Annotated in this window: 16 protein-coding genes; all 16 read right to left on the reverse strand. The window is 69.7% G+C overall.

Annotated features, from left to right (window positions below; genetic code table 11):
• Positions 1-41: 41 nt before the first annotated feature.
• Positions 42-1,211 carry a nicotinate phosphoribosyltransferase gene (gene pncB / locus AC06FE_RS17695; RefSeq protein WP_132865035.1) on the reverse strand — a complete coding sequence of 390 codons (1,170 nt, stop codon included), beginning with the start codon at positions 1,209-1,211 and terminating at the stop codon, positions 42-44.
• A 219-nt stretch (positions 1,212-1,430) separates the two neighbouring features.
• Positions 1,431-2,258, reverse strand: a complete 828-nt coding sequence (locus AC06FE_RS17700) for a glycosyltransferase family 2 protein (RefSeq protein ID WP_478073777.1) — start codon at positions 2,256-2,258, stop codon at positions 1,431-1,433.
• Complete coding sequence (locus AC06FE_RS17705) at positions 2,255-3,118, reverse strand: glycosyltransferase family 2 protein (RefSeq protein WP_446541950.1); 864 nt, start codon at positions 3,116-3,118, stop codon at positions 2,255-2,257. Before AC06FE_RS17705 ends, AC06FE_RS17700 begins: the two co-directional genes overlap by 4 nt.
• Positions 3,119-3,120: 2 nt before the next feature.
• The gene (gene gspD, locus AC06FE_RS17710; protein WP_478073778.1) at positions 3,121-5,388 is read right to left on the reverse strand and encodes a type II secretion system secretin GspD; all 2,268 of its coding nucleotides are present in this window, start codon (positions 5,386-5,388) and stop codon (positions 3,121-3,123) included.
• Positions 5,389-5,397: 9 nt separating this feature from the next.
• The gene (locus tag AC06FE_RS17715; RefSeq protein ID WP_478073779.1) at positions 5,398-6,084 is read right to left on the reverse strand and encodes a hypothetical protein; all 687 of its coding nucleotides are present in this window, start codon (positions 6,082-6,084) and stop codon (positions 5,398-5,400) included.
• Positions 6,074-6,688 (reverse strand): type II secretion system protein GspM, encoded by a 615-nt coding sequence (gene gspM / locus AC06FE_RS17720; RefSeq protein WP_446541953.1) that lies wholly within the window; start codon positions 6,686-6,688, stop codon positions 6,074-6,076. Before gspM ends, AC06FE_RS17715 begins: the two co-directional genes overlap by 11 nt.
• The gene (locus AC06FE_RS17725) at positions 6,663-7,790 is read right to left on the reverse strand and encodes a PilN domain-containing protein (protein WP_478073780.1); all 1,128 of its coding nucleotides are present in this window, start codon (positions 7,788-7,790) and stop codon (positions 6,663-6,665) included. Before AC06FE_RS17725 ends, gspM begins: the two co-directional genes overlap by 26 nt.
• Positions 7,787-8,629 carry a type II secretion system minor pseudopilin gene (locus AC06FE_RS17730; RefSeq protein WP_478073781.1) on the reverse strand — a complete coding sequence of 281 codons (843 nt, stop codon included), beginning with the start codon at positions 8,627-8,629 and terminating at the stop codon, positions 7,787-7,789. Before AC06FE_RS17730 ends, AC06FE_RS17725 begins: the two co-directional genes overlap by 4 nt.
• Positions 8,626-9,276: a prepilin-type N-terminal cleavage/methylation domain-containing protein gene (locus AC06FE_RS17735; protein WP_478073782.1), complete on the reverse strand. Its 651-nt coding sequence runs from the start codon at positions 9,274-9,276 to the stop codon at positions 8,626-8,628. The genes AC06FE_RS17730 and AC06FE_RS17735 overlap by 4 nt, the downstream gene beginning before the upstream one ends.
• On the reverse strand, positions 9,273-9,662 hold the full coding sequence (xpsI, locus tag AC06FE_RS17740) for a type II secretion system protein XpsI (protein ID WP_192286725.1): 390 nt from the start codon (positions 9,660-9,662) through the stop codon (positions 9,273-9,275). The genes AC06FE_RS17735 and xpsI overlap by 4 nt, the downstream gene beginning before the upstream one ends.
• Positions 9,659-10,165 carry a type II secretion system protein XpsH gene (gene xpsH, locus AC06FE_RS17745; RefSeq protein WP_478073783.1) on the reverse strand — a complete coding sequence of 169 codons (507 nt, stop codon included), beginning with the start codon at positions 10,163-10,165 and terminating at the stop codon, positions 9,659-9,661. Before xpsH ends, xpsI begins: the two co-directional genes overlap by 4 nt.
• A gap of 6 nt (positions 10,166-10,171) precedes the next feature.
• The gene (gene gspG / locus AC06FE_RS17750; protein ID WP_192286726.1) at positions 10,172-10,600 is read right to left on the reverse strand and encodes a type II secretion system major pseudopilin GspG; all 429 of its coding nucleotides are present in this window, start codon (positions 10,598-10,600) and stop codon (positions 10,172-10,174) included.
• Positions 10,601-10,629: 29 nt separating this feature from the next.
• Positions 10,630-11,847, reverse strand: coding sequence for a type II secretion system protein XpsF (gene xpsF / locus AC06FE_RS17755; protein WP_132865045.1), 1,218 nt, complete (start codon positions 11,845-11,847; stop codon positions 10,630-10,632).
• A gap of 31 nt (positions 11,848-11,878) precedes the next feature.
• The gene (gene gspE / locus AC06FE_RS17760) at positions 11,879-13,606 is read right to left on the reverse strand and encodes a type II secretion system ATPase GspE (RefSeq protein ID WP_243694021.1); all 1,728 of its coding nucleotides are present in this window, start codon (positions 13,604-13,606) and stop codon (positions 11,879-11,881) included.
• Positions 13,607-13,794: 188 nt separating this feature from the next.
• A complete protein-coding gene (locus tag AC06FE_RS17765; RefSeq protein ID WP_132865047.1) occupies positions 13,795-15,666 on the reverse strand; it encodes a S8 family peptidase in 1,872 nt (623 codons plus the stop codon).
• Positions 15,667-15,828: 162 nt separating this feature from the next.
• The coding region (locus tag AC06FE_RS17770; protein ID WP_478073784.1) for a YadA family autotransporter adhesin at positions 15,829-18,145 on the reverse strand (2,317 nt) is incomplete at its 5' end.

The raw sequence follows: 18,145 nt of genomic DNA on the forward strand, positions 1-18,145 counted from the left end.
CAGCTTTGTCCATGTCTTCGTCACAAAGTGACGCCAGGCGCTCACTTGAGCTCGAATACCTGGCGCAGATAGGCCAGGTAACCCGGGTCATCGCACATGCTCTTGCCCGGCGAATCACTGAGCTTGGCGACGGGTTGGCCATTGCAGCGGACCATCTTGATGACGATGTTCAGCGGGGTTGGGCCCAGGTCGTTGGTCAGGTGCGTGCCGACCCCGAACGCCACCTGGCAGCGGCCACGGAAGTAATCGAACAACTGCATCACCTTCTCGATGTTCAGGCCGTCGCTGAACACCAGGATCTTGCTGGTCGGGTCGGTGCGGTTGGCCTTGAAGTGGGCCAGCATGCGGTCGCCCCACGTGAACGGGTCGCCGGAATCATGGCGCACGCCGTCGAACAGCTTGCAGAAGTAGGTGTCGAAGTCGCGCAGGAAGGCCTCCAGCCCAACCACGTCGGACAGCGCGATGCCGAGGTCGCCGCGGTACTCGCGCGCCCACGACTCCAACGCCGCCACCTGCGAATCACGCAGGCGCGGCCCCAGCGCCTGGAACGCCTGCAGGTACTCGTGCGCCATCGTGCCGTGCGGGGTCATGCCGTACAGGCGCGCGAAGTGCACATTGCTGGTGCCGACGAACTGCGGGCCGAGCGCATCGCGCAGCATCGGCAGCATGGTGCCGTGCCATTGCCGCGAATAGCGGCGGCGCGAGCCGTAGTCGGCGATGCGGCAGTTCGCGAAGCCCGGCGTGTCGCGCAGCAGCGCGGTCTTGGCCTGCAGGCGACGCTCGCCTTCGGCGAAGTCGGGCGTGGTGGTGTTGCGGAACCATACTTCGTTGATGATCGCCAGCAGCGGCACCTCGAACATGATGGTGTGCAGCCATGGGCCGGTGATGTCCAGCTCGATCTCGCCCGGCACCGTGCTCGACGGGCGCAGCGTGATGTACTTGCGGTCCAGGTGGAACAGGCCCAGGAAATCGACGAAGTCCGGCTTCACGAAACGCAGCCGGCGCATGTACTCCAGTTCCTCGGCGCTGAAGCGCAGGCTGCACAGGTGATCGATCTCGGCGTTGATCTGGTCGATGTAGCGGGCCAGGTCGATGCCCGGCGTGCGGCACTTGAACCGGTACTGGACGATGGCGCCGGGGTACTGGTGCAGCACCGCCTGCATCATCGTGAACTTGTAGAGGTCGGTGTCGAGCAGGGATTGGATGATCATGCCCACATTATGCGCCGGGGCCGGTGGCAATCCGTGCAGCAGCCCGGACGACCCGTTCAGCCTGGCTTGCAGGCCATGCGGCCCCGCGCCCCTGGAGTACGTCCGTTCCGGTCCACGTGGCAGATCCAACGCGGGCGGGATGCAATCCCGGCATGACCTGCCGGAAGCGCCGGGATTGCGTACCGGCGCCCGGGGCTGCGCGCGTTGCGTTGATCGGGCTCAGCGCAACAGCAGGCGCGGCACCTGCAGGGCCGCATGCGCCCAGATCACGCCCCACACGCCCACCCGTACCGGCAGGCTGCGCCGCGGGGCCTCGAACTTGCGGAAGTAGCGCCACAGGCCACGGTGCTTGTGCCACTCCACGAAGAACGGCCGCGCGCGGCTGGACACGCCGCGCACATGCAATACCTGCAGCGCGTTGGCGATGGCCACGGTCGCGCCCGCCTCTCGGGCGCGACGGCACAGGTCCAGGTCCTCGGCATGCAGCCGGTAGCCCTCGTCCCATCCGCCCAGGCGCTGGAACAGGCTGCGCGGCATCAACAGCAGCGCCCCGGACAACGCCGGCACCACCTGCAGCGGCGCCGAACGATCGGCCTCGATCGACAACCGCACGCCAGCGCCCGGATGGCGCAGCATCGCGGCGAAATCCGGATCGCGACGGCGCACCGCCGCATCCGCCAGCCCCTGCTCGTCCACCTGTTCCACGCCCAGCAGGCAATCACCCAACGGCAGGCCGAGGTCGCGCAGGCGCGCCAGCGTGTCCGGCTCGACCATCAGGTCCGGGTTGACGAACGCCTGCCACGCCGCGTGGCATTCGGCCGCGCCCTGGTTGCAGGCGGTGCCGGGGTTGTCGGGGTTGGCGATGAAGCGCACGCGCGCATCGGCGAGCGCGTGGCGCTGGGCGATCTCCAGCGAGCCGTCGAACGAGGCGTTGTCGACCACGCGGATCTCGGTGACATCCTGCGCGGCGCGCAGTCGCGCCAGGCATTCGTCCAAGGTACTCGCGCTCTGGTAGCTGACGACGACAACGGCAATCGACTGACTCACAACGGCTCCGCGCCTGGAAGGGAACCGCAGGCATCGAACAGGTCGCGCTGGGCTTGCGGCATTATCGCCTGCTCGACCAGCTGCTGCAGCAGCGCGCGATGGGCCTGCAGCGGGTCATCCATCAGGAAGCCGGCCAGCCGCGCGGTCCATGTCGGCCAGCGATTGGCCAGCACCTCCATGTCGCCATCGCCCGGCTGCCCTTCGCCGGCGCGGCCGACGAAGGCGTTGTCGCACAGCACGTTGCGCCAGCCCAGCCCGCTCATGCGCAGGCTCAGGTCGACCAGCGCGGCGTACCACGAGCCATAGCTGTGGATGTCCAGGCCGCCGGCACGACGACGCGCACTGCCGCGTATCAACACCGCGTGGGTCACCGCCGACGGCAGTTCCGGATGCAGCAACGGCATCGCCGCCAGCGCCAACGCCATGCGTTGCGGGTCGACCGGCAGTGGATTGACCTCGCCGGCGCGCGGCCAGGACACGGTTTCGCCGGCGTTGCTCCAGGGCGTGGCGGTGGCGATGGCCGCATCGCGCGCGAAACACTCGCTGAGCTGCTGCAGCCAGCCACTGCCCGGCACCGCGTTGGGGGCCAGCACCGCCACGTCGGCATCGCCGCAGGCCTGCAGCATCTGGTCCAGATGCGCCGATTCGCCGATCGGCCGCGGGCGCCGGGTGTATTCGGCCTGCAGGCGCGTATGCGCCAGCCAGTGCTCGATCACCGCCTGCCCGCGCGGACCGGACTGGCCATCGTCGGCCAGCCATACCGGCGTGCCGGCCGGCGTGGATGCTTCCAGCGCCGCCAGGCAGGCATCCAGGGCCGTGTCATCCACGCCTACCGGCAACAGGATGACGGGCAGGCCCATGCTCAGTGGCCCGCCTTGGGCTTGTTGATCGGGTCCAGGGCGCGGAACTTGCTGCCGTATTCGTCGGTGAGGTTCCGTGCTTCCTGCGGATTGCGCACGATGGTCGGGGTCAGCAGCACAATCACCTCGCTGCGGCGGCTGTTCTGGGTCTTGCGGCCGAACAGGCCACCAATCACCGGCAGCCGGCTCAACCCCGGCAAACCCGAGGAGCCCTTGGTGGCGCTGTCCTCGATCAGGCCGCCCAACATGACGGTGTCGCCGGCATTCACGGCGGCCTCGGTCTTCATGCGACGCGTGTTGATGCGCACGTTGCCGTTCTCGTCGGGATCACCTTCGGGCGAGCTGACCTCCTGCACGATGTCCAGGAACACCATGCCATCGCGGGTCACGCGTGGCCGCACCTTGAGGATGGTGCCGGTTTCCAGGTACTGCACCTGCGCGTACTGGTTGTCGCTGATGCCCGATACCGACACCGAATACACCGGGATCTTGCTGCCCACGTTCAACGTGGCCACCGCGTTGTTGCGCACGAACACCGAGGGCGTCTGCAGCAGGCGCACGTCGGTGACCTGGTCCAGCGCGGTGATCACCGCGGCGGCGTTCTTGCCGAGGAAGGTCCAGCTCAGGCCACCACCGCCCTTGCCGTCACCCGGCAGTATCGCGCCGGAGATGTCGCCCCAGATGCCGCGCCCCAGTGCCGATGGCAGGCCTGCACCACCGGCAGTGGTGGCGGCATTGACCGCCTGCTCGAAATACCAGTTCACGCCGTAGCTCAACTCGCCGGTCAACGCGACTTCGGCCACCTGCGCCTCGATGTGCACCTGCATCGGCATCACGTCGAGCTTCTCGACCACCTCGCGGATCGAGCGCCACGCCTGTGGCGTGCTGCGCACCAGCAGCGTGTTGGTTTCCTCCACCGCCGAGACGCCGACGCGGTCGCCCTCCACTTCCAGCGTCACGCTGCCGTTGCCGGTGCCGCGCGAAGGCAGCGACAGGCTCTCGCCGCTGCCACCACCGCCGTTGCTGCCACTGCCACTGCCACCGAGGCTGCCGCCATTGCCGTTGTCGGCGAAGCTGCTGCCGTCGCCGCCCGACAGCTTGCTGTCCGGGCCGGAGGACGGATCGTAGGTGCCGCCGCCCATCGACACCGCGCTGCCGCCCGGTGCCAGCGAGGGCCCACCGTCGGACGCCCCCCGCGACCCACTGCCCGCGCCGAACACTTCGGCTAGGCGATCGGCCAGGTCCTTGGCCTTGATGTACTTCAGCTCGTAGGAGAACAACCGCGCGGTGCCGCCCGCGCTGTCGATGCGGTCCAGCCATTGCTGGATCTGGTCCAGGTAGCGTGCCTGCGGGGTGATCACCAGCACGGCGTTGGCGTTGTCCAGCGGCATGAAACGGAACATGCCGGCGCTGGGCGTCTTGCTGCCCTCGCCGAACACCTTCTCCAGGTCACTGGCCACCTGCGAGGCGCGGCCGGACTGCAGCGGGAACACGCCCACCGACATGCCCGACAACCAGTCCACGTCGAAGATCTCGACCGTGCGCAGGTAGTTCTCCAGCTCGGTGCGGGTGCCGCCCAGGGTGATGACGTTGCGCGAGCCGTCGATGCCGACGATGGCATTGGGCCGCGCGTAGGGCTTGAGCACCTTCTCCATCTCGCTGGCGGAGATGTACTGCAGCGGCACCACCCGTACTTCGTAGCCACGCGCGGCCGAGGCCGGCGCGGTGCTTGGTGCGACGGTGCCCGCCAACGGCTGGTCGGCCGGCACCACGTTGTAGCGGCCGCCGCTGAACACCAGCCGGGCGTTGTTCCAGCCCAGCACCATCTCCAGCAGGTTCAGCGCCTGCGCCGGCGACACCGGCTTGGGCGTGGCCAGCGTCACCGTGCCCTGCACGCCCGGTGCGATCACGTAGTTCTGGCCCAGCATGTCGCCGAGGATGGCCTTGGTGACGGCCTGCACCGACTCGCCTTCGAAGTTGAACACCGCCGAGCCATTGCCGGCCGCCGACAGGGACGGCGCCGGCGCCGAAGCCGCAGCGCGGTTGATCACCGTGCCATTGCCACGGCGGATCACGGCCCGGCTCTGGCCCTCCACTTCCTGCGGGGCGTCGGTCGGGGTCAACCCGCGCGTGGTGGCCGGTTCGCCGGCCTGCGGCGCGGCGATGTCGTTGCCCACCGCCGCGTTGCGCCGGATCTCGGGCACCGGCGTGGTAGCGCAACCGCTCAGGGCGCCGATCAGCAGGGTGATGGGGACTATGCGTGACGTCATGCGCTCACTCTACGGTTTCTGGCCGCCGGGGGCGCCGGCCTGTTGTTGTTGCGCCTGCCTGCGGCGGGCCTGGATGCGATCACGGATCGCCTGGATCTGTTCGGCGGTCGGCGCCGCCGGCTCGGCCGCGGCATTGGCCGGCGGCGGTGGCAGCGGTGGTGGCGGGACCTGCGGCGTGGGTGCGGCACCGGGCGGCGGCACGCCTTCCGGCTTGCCACTGCCGCTGAACACCTGCAGTTCCAGGTTCAAGGTGCCCGACGGCCCGCTGACCACCGCCGCACGCGGCTGCAGCGACAGCAGTTGCCAACCCGACTGCGCCTCGCCGCCCACCCGCAACCGCAGCGACTGGCCCTGTTCGGTGGTCAGCGTCGCCATCTCCATGCCCGGGGTGATCAGCACGCCGGTCAGGCGCACGCTGGCCACCGCCGCCGGCTCGGTGCCGTCGCCCAGCACGAACGGGTGCGGGCGCCGGTCGTTGGCGAACAAGGGCCGCGCCATGGCTTCGGCATTGTCGGTGGCCGTGGCACGCGGCGGGTCGGCCGCCGGCACGGCCGGCAGTGCCGGCACCTCCAGCGCCGTGGCGGGATTGCCGATGCGGCCGCCCAGCCCGAACAGCGTGGCCGTCCACACCGCCAACGCCCAGCCGCCCAACGCGGCCAACCACCAGGTCCGCAGGCCCGCCACGTCAGGGCGCATTGGTCACCTCCGGGTTGGCGCCGGCCACCACGCCGGGCGGCAGGTAGCCGCTGAGTTCGAAACTGACATCCAGCCCGACGCTGCCTTCGCTGCCACCGGGCGAGGACAGGATGTCCAACCGGTCCACGCGCAGCTGCGGTGCGCCGGTTTCCAGCGCCTGCAGCACGGCCATCCATTCGGCCATGCCGCAGCGCAGGCGTGCCTGCACCGCCACCCGCACGAAGCGGCCGGTGGTATCGGCCGGCATCGGCGAACGGTCGCTGATCGCGCAGCTGCGGTTGTCGGGGCTGGCCTGGCGCGCGGCTTCCTCCAGCCGCTGCACCAGCCGCGAGGTGGCCAGCTCCACCGAGGTTTCCGGCAGGAAGCCGGGCTCGGTGGCCAACGCCTGCTGTGCCTGCTGCAGCCGCTGCGTCACCTGCGGCGCCTGCCGGATCTGGATGTCGATGCGCTGCCGGCGCTCGAGCAGCGCGTCGATCTGTTCGCCCACCGCCCGCATCGGCTGCGTCCACAACGGATGCACCAGCAGCAGGTAGGCCAGGCCAACCAGGCCGAGCAGCAGGCCCAACGCAAGCCAACGGTCACGGGGTGCGGGTTGCGGCGCCATCGGCGGCCTCCTTCCGTGGCGCCAGCAGCTCGGCGGTCAGGGTGAAACGTTCGCGCCGGTCGCTGCCGCCGGCCTGCAGCACGCCGGTCAACGAAGGCGTCTTCCACAGGCTGGAACCCTCCAGCCGGGACACCAGCGAGGAGGAACTGCGGCTCATGCCGATCAGTTGCATGCGACCGGCTTCGATGGACAGCTTTTCCAGCGAGGTGTCGTCGTCCAGGCGCTGGCTGAGTTCGTTGATCACTTCGGTGGCGGTGGGCTGGGCGGCCCGTTGCTGGGCGAAGAAGGCCTGGCCATCGACCAGGTCCTGCAGCTGCTGCCGCTGCGTGGCCACGGCGCGTGCACGCACCGAGGCCGCTTCCACCTGCGCGGCGAGCGTGGCCGCGGCCTGGCGACGGTTGTCCAGCAGTTGCCAACCGGCCAGGACCAGCAGCACCGCGCTGCCCAGCACCAGCATGCGGTTGAGCCGGCGCATCGGGTCCTGGCGCTGCCGGCGCAGTGCCGCCGGCAACAGGTTCACGCCCAGCGGCTGGCCCTGGGCATCGGCCACGTCCACGCCATCCAGCTGGCCCTGCCACGCCTCGCGTGGCAGCAGCAGGGTTTCCACCACGGTGCGCGGCGCCACCACCAGCTCGACGTCCAGCTGGCCATCGGCCTGCCGCCCCAGCAATCGCACGTCGAAGTACACCTGCTCGGCGGTGAAGGGGGTCTGCCGGTCGATCTCGAAGCGCAGCACGTCATGCAGGCGGCCGTCGGCGGCGGCCGGCAGGCGAATCGGCTTGCGCAACGCCTTGCCGGCCGGCAGCAGCGCGCAACGCGGCAGCCGCGCATCGCGCGGCGACAATGCGGCCTCCAGTGCTTCCGGCAACAACGGTGCCTGCAGCGACTGCTGCAACAGCGCTTCGGCGCCCTGCGCCTGCAGCACGTGTACCTGCCCGCCCTGCGGCGACAACAGCACCCGCGCACCGGACACCCCCAGCAGCAGGCGCCAGCGCGCCGGCAACCACGACTGCAGCGAGGACACCCACCACGACCAGAAGCCCCCGGCCCCCGGCGCGATGCGCGTCCCCAGCTGTCCCAGTCTTTCCCGCAACGCCGTCATCTCGATACCGCTCCCTGTTCCCACCGCACCACCGTATACGGCATGCCGGCGGCGCCTTCCGGCGCCAGCCGCACCACCGTGCGCAGCACCGCTTCGCGTTCGTCCCCCATCCGCACGCGGCTGTCGACACTATAAATGCCGCTGCCGCCTCCCACCGCACCGCCACCCCCGGGGGTTTCGCGTTCACGCGCGGCGATGACCAGCGCCGCGTCCATGCCCATCGCGGTCAGTACCGGTGCCTGGGCCAAGCGCGCATCCGGCCGCGCCTGGCCGTAGACCGTCACCAACGGGGCCAACTGCTCGTACAGGTCCGCATCCATGCCGATCAGGCGTTGCAGTTCGCCGATGCTGTCGAAGCGGGCGTTCTTGGCCGGATAGGGATACCCCGCCGCGGCATAGTCGGCGCTTTCCGCGCCGCCGCTGGGCTGGCGCAGGTCGTCGACGTCGCGCCAGTCCAGCACCGCGCCGGCCACCTGCGTGGCGCGCGTGGCTTCCACCCCCAGCGCCCGCAGCAGGCCTTCGAGCAGGGGGCGGTCGGCCTGGTTCAGGTCGACCTTGCCGGCCTCGTCGATGACGCGCAGCTCCACCGTGCGCCCATCGAACTGCCAGCGGTAGCGGCGGCCATCGGCGTGCCAGGCCGGTTGGGTCGGCGTGGCGCGCATGCGCGACAGCGCGTAGTCCACGCCGGCATGGGCGATCTCCTGGCCTGCGCCGAGGTCCGCCGTCACCTTGCCCTGCATGTATTCCACCCGCGCGCTCAACGCGAACGCGCCGATGGTGGCAGTCAGCAGCGCCACCAGCCACAGCACCAGCACCAGCGCCGCGCCGCGTGTCCTCATCGCCAGCCTCCCGGGGTGGCGCCGTACTGCGGCACCGCCACCACCAGCGTCGGCCAGGCCGCACCTTCGGCCGGCACGATGTCGATGGCGACCAGGGCCGGCATCCGTCCCGGCACGTTCCAGCGCTCCTGCCATGGCCCCATCGTCCCGCTCTGCGGGTCGATGCCGCGGTACTGCAGGCGAACCTGCCGGAGCCCGTCGACCAGCAGCTCGCTGCCGCGTGGCGGGTTCTCCGGCAACGGCTGGCCGTTCTGCAGCAGGGTCAGGTCGATGCGCAGCTGCTGCCTGACGCCGTCGCCGCTGACCTGCAGGTCATGCAGGTACGGACCGCCACGGCCCAGGTAGCCCGGCACGTCGGCGACGAAGCGCATCTGCTGTGGCTGGCCATCGAACATCACCGCCACGGCACTGAGCGAGCCAGGTTCAGCCGGCAACGGCTGGGTCAGCGTCGCCATCAGGCGCCGGCGCAGGAAACCCTCCACGCCACGCATGCGTTCGTTCTGGCTGGCGATCAGTTCACCGCGCGTGCTGATCGCCAGGGTCGAGCGCACGATGGCGAACGCCAACGCCATGCCGGCCGCCAGCAGCGTGGTGGCCAGCAGCACTTCGATCAGGGTGAAGCCACGCACGGGATGGCCCGGCCTCATTGCGTGCCCTCCATGCCCGTGGCACGAAGCCGCAACGTGCGCCAGCGCAGTTGTTCGGCCGCGGCATCGCCCCAGCGCACCTGCAGGTCCAGCAGCCACAACCGCGATTGCGGTTGGCGCGGCTCGACGAATGGCGTCACCTGCAGGGTCCAGCGGTACCGCCCCTGCTCCCATTCGCCCTGGCGCACGCCCGCGGCCAGCGGTGCATCGATGCCGGCGCCGGCGAGCAGCGACTGCGCGTGCAGCGACGCACGGCCCTGGTGCTCGGCCATGCCGACCTGGCGCGCCGCACCGGAAAGACTGCCCAGCAGCAAGGTGGCGGCCAGCGCCATCAGCGCGAAGGCGACGATCACCTCGATCAACGAGAACCCTCGCTGCCGCTTCATTGCACCGCCCCCTGCAACAGGCCCGAACGCACCTCGCCGGTGATCCAGCCCACGTCGATGCGCCACACCGCCGAGCGCGCGCTCAACTCGATGCGCCCTCCGGTCGATGCGCCGTCCTCGAAGAACCGCACCACGCCCTCGTCGCCGCGCACCTGGGCCTGGCGCGCGCCGGTGTAACGCACCGACAGCGTGTCGGGCAGTTCACCGTGGCGACCACCGGGGCCGGTCCAGCGGCGCGTGCGCACGTCCAGCGCGAACGCCTGCGGCCGGCCGGTGGCGATGGCGCGGGTGCGTGCGTAGCGCAGTTCGGCGGCGACCTCCTTGCCGGCCGAGCGCAGCTTCATGCCTTCCAGCCCGCCGCTCATCGCCATCGCCGCGACCAGCGCGATGGCGGCCACCAGCGCCAGCACCAGCAGCATCTCCAGCAGCGACACGCCGGACATGCGCGCCCGCACGCCTGCGGGCAGGCGGCGCGGCCGGAACGGGGCGGTCAGCGCAGGCATGGCCGCTTACTGGTTGCGGATGTCCGCGTTGTAGCTGTCGCCGCCCGGCTGGCCATCGGCGCCCAGGCTGATCAGGTCGAACGGCTGGCCTTCGCCCGGCGCGCGGTACTGCACCGGGTTGCCCCACGGGTCATTGAACTCGGCCGGCTTGGCGTACGGGCCGAGCCAGCCACTGACACCACCGGGCTGGGTGGCCAGGTCGTCGAGCTTGGCCGGCAGGCGGCCGGTATCGAGCTTGAAGTTCTCCACCTTGCCGCTGAGCGTCTGGATCTGGGTCTTGGCCAGGTTGGCCTTGCCGCGGTCGGCGCCGCCGAGCACGCGGCTGCCGACCAGGGTCAGCACCGCGCCGATCAGCACGATGACGATGATGATCTCCAGCAGGCTCATGCCGGCCTGGCGCGCGTGGAACGACGGTTGTCGGATGGTTCGCTTCATGCAGGTTTCCTTGTCGGCGAGGTCGGGGGTCAGCCAATGGCGTTGGTCAGGTCGTACAGCGGCACCAGTACCGCGATGATCACCACGCCCACCACCGAGGCGAGCAGCAGGGTGATCACCGGCACCAGCGCGGCGAGCATGCGGTCGATGCTGCGGGCGGTTTCCACGTCGAAGGTGTCGGCGGTCCTGAGCAGCATGCTTTCCAGCGTGCCGGACTCCTCGCCCACCTGGATCATCTGCAGCGCCAGCCGCGGGAAGCGGCCGTTGCGCGACAACGCGCCGGACAAGCCGGCACCGTTCTTCACCGCTTCGGCGGCCTCGGCCACGTCGCCGGCCAGGGCGCGGTTGCCCAGCACGTTGCGGGCGATGCCCAGCCCGGCCAGCAAGGGCACGCCGTTGCGCAGCAACGTGCCCAGCGTGCGGCTGAGCCGCGCGGTCTCCAGCCGCGCCACCAGCGGCCCGACCACCGGCCGCTTCAGCAGCCAGGCATCGAAGGCCAGGCGGAACGCGGCATCACGGCGCTTGCGCTCCATCCACAGCAGCGCCAGCGCCGGCACCACGATGAACACGATCCAGCCCTGGCGCACCAGCAGGCCGATCTCCAGCACCGCGCGGGTGAACCAGGGCAGGGTCACGTCCAGGCTTTCGTACATCTGCGCGAACTGCGGCACCACGTAGCCCAGCAGGAACAGCAGCGCGCCACCGACCACCACCAGCAGGATGGCCGGGTAGATCATCGCGTTGATCACCCTGCCCTTCAGCTCCTGGCTGCGCTCCAGGTAATCGGCCAGGCGCTGCAGGGTTTCATGCAGGCTGCCGCCGGCTTCGCCGGCGCGCACCATGTTCACGTACAGCCGCGAGAACAGCCCATGCTGGCGTTCCAACGCCTGCGACAGCGGGGCACCGCCACGCACGGTGTCGCGGATGTCGGCGATGACGCGGCGCGAACGCGCGTCCTCCGGCGCTTCCAGCAGGATGCCCAGCGCACGGTCCAAGGGCTGGCCGGCACCCAGCAGCGTGGCCAGCTGCTGGGTGAACTGCACCAGCATGGCGCCGGCGAACGGGCGTTGCCGCCACTGCTTCCAGCTGGCGCCCTCGAACGCCGAACCGGTCGCCAGCTTCGCCTCGACCGGCATGTGGCCCTGCTCCTGCAGGCGCGCGATCACGTCCGCATCGCTGGCCGCCTCCATCTGCCCGTCCAGCAGTTCGCCATGGGCATCCAGTGCCTTGTAGCGGTACAACGGCATCAGGACGACCGCTCCACGTGCAGCAGGAGGTTCATGCGTCCTCCGTCACGCGCAGGACTTCTTCCAGCGTGGTCTGGCCACGCAGGGCCTTGATGATGCCGTCCTCGTACATGGTGCGCATGCCGGCGGCACGCGCGATCTGCTCGATCTCGCCCATCCCGGCCTTGCGCATCACCGCGTTGCGCAGCGCATCGTCCATCACCAGGAATTCGACGATGGTGGTGCGGCCCTTGTAGCCGGTGGGCGCAACGGCCGATGGCTGCGGCCGGTACAGGTGGATCTGCCCATGCGGCTGGTAACGGCGCAGGTTGAAGCGTTCGATCTCCTCGGCCGAGGCCGGGTAGCGCTGTGCATGCGTGGGCTCCAGCCGGCGCACCAGGCGCTGGGCGAGGATGCCGTTGATGGTGGAGGTGAGCAGGTAGTCCTCCACGCCCATGTCGAGCAGGCGGGTGATGCCGCCGGCGGCGTTGTTGGTATGCAGCGTGGACAGCACCAAGTGGCCAGTGAGCGCGGACTGGATGGCGATGCGCGCGGTTTCCAGGTCGCGCATTTCGCCGATCATGATGATGTCCGGGTCCTGGCGGACGATGCCGCGCAGCGCGCTGGCGAAGTCCAGCCCGATCTGCGGCTTGGCCTGGATCTGGTTGATGCCTTCGAGCTGGTACTCGACCGGGTCCTCGACGGTGATGATCTTGACCTTGTCGGTGTTGAGCTGGCTCAGCGCGGTGTACAGCGTGGTGGTCTTGCCCGAACCGGTCGGGCCGGTGACCAGCAGGATGCCGTGCGGCTGCGCCAGCACGCGGCTGAACTGCGGCATGAATGCATCGTCGAAGCCGAGCCGCTGGAAGTCGAACACCACCGCCTCGCGGTCGAGCAGGCGCATCACCACGCTCTCGCCATGCGCGGTGGGCATGGTGCTCACGCGCAGGTCCAGCTCCTTGCCCTGCACGCGCAGCATGATGCGGCCGTCCTGCGGCAGGCGGCGCTCGGCGATGTTGAGCTTGGCCATGATCTTGATGCGGCTGATCACCGCGGCGGTCAGGTTGACCGGCGGGCTTTCGCCATCGACCAGCACGCCGTCGACGCGGTAGCGCACCTTCAGCCGGTTCTCGAACGGCTCGACGTGGATGTCCGAGGCGCGCAGCTCCACCGCACGCTGGATCAGCAGGTTGACCAGGCGGATCACCGGCGCCTCGGAGGCCAGGTCGCGCAGGTGCTCGATGTCATCCAGCGGCGCGGCCTCGCCGTCGGCCGACTCCAGGATGGTGCCCATCGCACTGCGGCCCTGCCCGTGCCAGCGCTCGATCACCTCGTCCACTTCACTGCGCAGGCCGACCACCGGGGCGATGTCGCAGCCGGTGGCAAGGCGCATCGCGTCGATGGCATAGCCGTCCTGCGGGTCGGCCATCCACACGCGCACGCGGCCCTGCTGTTCGCCCAGCGGCAACACCAGGAACTGCTTGAGGAAGCGCAGCGGCACCGGCTCGGCCCCTTCCACCAGCTCCGGCGGGTGCTCGGGGACGTCACGCGCGGCCAGCAGGCGCAGACCCAGCACCCGCGCGCAGGCCTCGGCATGGTCGCGCTCGGACACCAGCCCCAACCGCGCCAGCAGCACCAGCAGGTCGCCGCCGGACTCGCGCTGCAATTGCCGCGCACGCTGCAGGTCGGCGTCCTTCAGCCGGCCCTGCGCGAGCAGCTCCTGGACGATGCGTTCGGCAGGCGTGGCCGCAACATTGGCGTCATGGACTACCGCGTTCACGCACTCCTCCTCTGTTGACCGGACTTTAGCAGCTCGCCGCGTCGTTCCATACGCATGAACAGGCGCAATTCCCGCTTCCAGCGTGATTGGCATCCACGTCAGCGCGATTACGCCGGCCCGCCCACCCGGCATGGCCAAAAAAAAGAACCCCGGCAAGCCGGGGTTCCAAGGACCACAGGAGGAAACGCTTACTGGCGCGCGACCAGGCTCACGCCGCTGAAGCTGCCCGCACCGACCAGCTTGACGTAGTAGGTGCCGGCCTTCGGGGCGGTGAAGCGAATGGTCTCGCTGTTGCCCGGGCGGGTGGAGCTGGCATCGGCCGCGCTGGCCGACGGCTCCTTGTCGAAGCTGGCGTACAGCGAGACGTTGCCGCTGCCACCGTAGCTCATGAAGGTCAGCACCTTGCCGGCCTCGGCCTGGAAGCTGTATAGCACCTCGTTGCCACTGTTGCCGGCCAGGCCGGTCACCGCGACCTTGTTGACCAGCGGCGTGGCCACCGGGCCGCATTCCTCCACGGCCGGGTCGCACGGCGGCGTGGTTGCCTTGAGCAGGGCCGCCTCGATGTTGAGGATGCCGGCGCCGATCGGCGTGGACGCAGGGATGCTCACCGGGAACGGCTTGACCGTGGAAGTCAGCAGGTCACGCATCTGCGTCCAGGTCAGCGGCGTGTCGACCACGCTCTGCACCATCGCCACCGCGGCGGCCACGTGCGGCGACGCCATCGAGGTACCCACCATGCCCAGCGGCGCCCAGTCCGCGGTCGGCCCCTGCGTGCCTTCGTTGATCACCTGGAAGATCCAGCCGTTGTTGTTCTGCTCGGCGTTGCCGCCCGGCGCGGACAGGTCCACGCGCGGCCCGTAGTTGGAGTAGTACGTGCGCCCGCCGTTGAAACCGGTGGCGCCCACCGAGATCACGTTGTTGCACGAGGACATCGTGTAGCTGCCGGCATTGGCGTTGTCGTTGCCCGCGGCCACCACGATGATGCTGCCGAGGCTGATCGCCTCGTCGATGGCATCTTGGTAGATGGTCGGGCAGCTCGACGGCGCACCGCTGCCCAGGCTCATGTTGATGACTTCCGCCGGGTTCGGGTTGGCCGGCAGGCCCGGCACGGTACCACCGGCCGCCCAGATGATGCCGTCGGAGATGTCGCTGCCGAAGCCGCCGCAGGAACCGAGCACGCGCACCGGCATCACCTTGGCCTTGAACGCCAGGCCAGCCAGGTTGACGCCGTTGTTGGTCTCCTGCGCGACGGTGCCGGCGACATGGCTGCCGTGCCAGGAACTGACGTCGGCCGCATGCGGGTCGTTGGTCGCCCAGCCAGTGCAGTAGTTCTGCTCGACCCAGTCGCCGATGTCCCAGCCGCCGGCGACGCGGTCATCGCTGTCGCGGCGCGAGACGCGCTTGTCGCTGATCATGTCGTAGCCGGGAATCACGTTGTTCTGCAGGTCCGGGTTGCCCTGCGCGATGCCGGTGTCGATCACCGCCACCACCACGCCCTCGCCCTGCGAGATGTCCCAGGCCTGGGTGGCGTTCACGCCGCTCTGGGCGTTGTAGAAGTTCCACTGCGCCGAGGTCTGCGGGTCGTTGGGCGCGAAGTTCGGGCTCACCTGGGTTGCCAGGCGCTGGTACATCCGGTCGATTTCCACCCGCTCCACCGCGGGATTGGCCTTCAGCTCGCGGATGAAGTTGGCCGCTTCCTGGCCGTCCAGCTCACGCGAGGCCTTCACCACCGCCCAGCCCGGGCTGCCCATGCGGCGCAGCAGCGCGGCACTGGCGGCCGGACGTGCGGCCGACTTGGCCGAAGCGGCGGTCGCCCGGCTCAGCCCGGCGCGCGAGGCCGCGGCATTGATGCCCCGGTTGGCCACGCCTGAATCACGCAGCTCGCTGCTGCCGGCACGGTACTTGACGATGAAGCGGTATCCGCCTTCACCGGCGGCCGGCCCACTGTTGAGCGGGCGTGTCGGCAGGCTGCCGGTGTTGGCCGCCAGTGCGGCCGGCACGCCCATCGAAACCATCAACACGACACCGGCAACTGCCACTCCAAGCTTGGTCTTCTTCATGTTCGATCTCTCGTCTGCTGGAACAGGGATGGAACTCCATTGCTGCATTGCCTTGCCTTCCCGACCCTCGCTCCACCGGCTGCGGGGGCAGCCGGCGGCGGGGCCGCGAACCTTGCTGCAGGCGCCCGCCGGTGATGGCGGGCGCCGCTGTCACCGACGTGCTTACCAGCCGAAGCCGGCGCCCACGCCCACCGAGCTGTCATCGCTGCTGAAGGCACCGCCCAGGGTGACCGTGGCGCGATCGCTGATCGCACGCTGGTAGCCGATGGACAGGGCCGATTCACCGCTCTGGAAGCCCACGCCCACGCCCACGCGGTTCGGCGTGCGTACGCCCGCCGCGCTGGTGGCCATGTTCAACATCGCCGCGTTCATCGCGCCCTGGCGATCAATGCGGCGATCGATATGCCGCAGGCGGTTGTCCATGTCGTTGCGCAGTCCGGTGAAGCTGTCGGTGAGGCTGCCGAACTTGGTGTCGGTATAGCTGTTGGCCGAGGCCACGCCCTGGTCCAGCTGTCCCTTGTTGACCGCGTCGGTGGCCTGGGTGCCGGCAGCAACATTGGTGATCTGCCGCTCCTGCCCGGCACTGCCCACCGACACGGTGTTGGCACGATCGGCCACCGAGCCCTGACCCAACGCCACGGCTCCCTGCGCGGTGACGCTCGCGCCCTGGCCCACCGCGGTCCCGGAGGCGGCACTCACGCTGGCGCTTTCACCCACCGCAACGGCATTGGTGGCCGCCGCGGTGATGTGGGTGTTGGCCCCCACCGCGGTGCTGCCGTCGGCGTCAACGCGGGCGTTGCTGCCCAGCGCGGTGTCGTTCGGGCCATGCGCGTAGCTGCTGTTGCCCACCGCGGTGCCGGCGGTGTTGTTGGCCTTGGCCTGGTCGCCCAGTGCGACGCCGCCGGTACTGGCGGTGGTGTCGACGCTGGCGGTACGGGGACCATTGCCGTTGCCGTTGCCGTTGCCGTTGCCGTTGCCATTTCCATGGCCGTTCCCGTTCCCGTTGCCATTCCCTGCCAGGCGGCCGTTGATCGAGGTGACCTGGTTGTCCAGTGCCGTCAACGCCGCACCGACGTTGTTGTAGCTGCTGCCCTGGATCACGTAGGTCGGCGCGACGAACACGCCCTGCATGCCGATGCCGGCACCACCGCCGAGGAAGCTGGCCATGTTGCCCAGCGATTGGAACAGCTGGCCCCCGTTGACCGCCTGCATGCTGCCGGCGGCGATGTTGCCGGCGGCCACGTTGTCCAGCGTGGTTCCCTTCACGCCGGCCAGGGTCATCGTGTCGCGGCTGCTGTCATCGTAGGTCACGGCGTTGGCGGTGACGTTCTCCACCGTGCCGATGCGGCCATCAATGTCGTCCACGCGCGTCTCCACCGCACCGACCCGCTGGTTGGTGACGTACAACTGGCCACCGGTCACCGCATCGGTGCTGTTCTGGGCGACGCGGCCGTTGGCGACGTTGACGATGCGGCGCGTGGCCGGGCCGTCGGTGCCATTGCCACCGCCCACCGAGACCACGTTTGCCTCGGTCGCACGCGAACCGGCACCCAGCGCAACCGAGTTGGCGCCGGACACCCCGGCACCGGCGCCGATGGCGACGCTGTTGACCCCGTTGCTGGCGAACGCGCCATAGCCGATCGCCACGCCGTTGGTCGCGGTGATCGAAGTCTGCCGGCCCAGCGCGGTGCTGTTGGTGCCACGCGCCGATGCATCCGCGCCGACCGCCGTTGCACCGGTGGCGTTGGCGGTGCTGGCCGTGCCCAACGCCGTGGAGCGATTAGCGCTGGCGTTGGCACCCGAACCGGCGGCCAGTGCGTCCGTGCCGCCCGCGCTCGCCGCCGCACTGCCCGTGGCTTGGAAGTACTTGCTGGTCTGGCCAGCACTGGTTGCCACCGCATCCAGCTGCGACTTGTTCACCGCATCGGTGGCCTCGGTACCGGCGGCCACGTTGGTGATCTGGCGTTCGTTGCCGGCACTGCCCACCGACACCGTACCGGCGCGGTCGGCGACCGAGCCGGCACCCAGGGCCACCGAACCGGTGCCACTGGCCTCCGCCCCCATGCCCAGCGCGGTGCTCTGCTGGCCCACCGCCCAGGCATTGGCGCCCACCGCGGTGGCGTCATCGCCGAAGGCCCAGCTGGCGCTGCCGATCGCCACCGCATTGGTCGAACCAATGCCGAACAGGCCGAAGCCGGTCTCGGCACCATCACCGATCGCCAGGCTGCCTTCGCCCAGTGCCGAGGCATTGCGGCCCACGGCCACGTTGCCGTCCTCGTAGGCCGCCGCATTGAAGCCCACCGCGGTCGTGCCCACCCCTTCGGCATAGCTCTGCGAACCGGTCGCGGTGCTGTAGTCACCCAGGGCGTTGGCAACCGCGCCATTGGCGGTGGACTGGTCGCCACGTGCCAATGCGCCCACGCCGCTCGCCGTGGCGGCGAAGCCTTCGGCATTGGCGCTGGCACCCAGCGCGGTGCCT

This window comes from Stenotrophomonas sp. Steno-C18 (genome assembly GCF_056393195.1).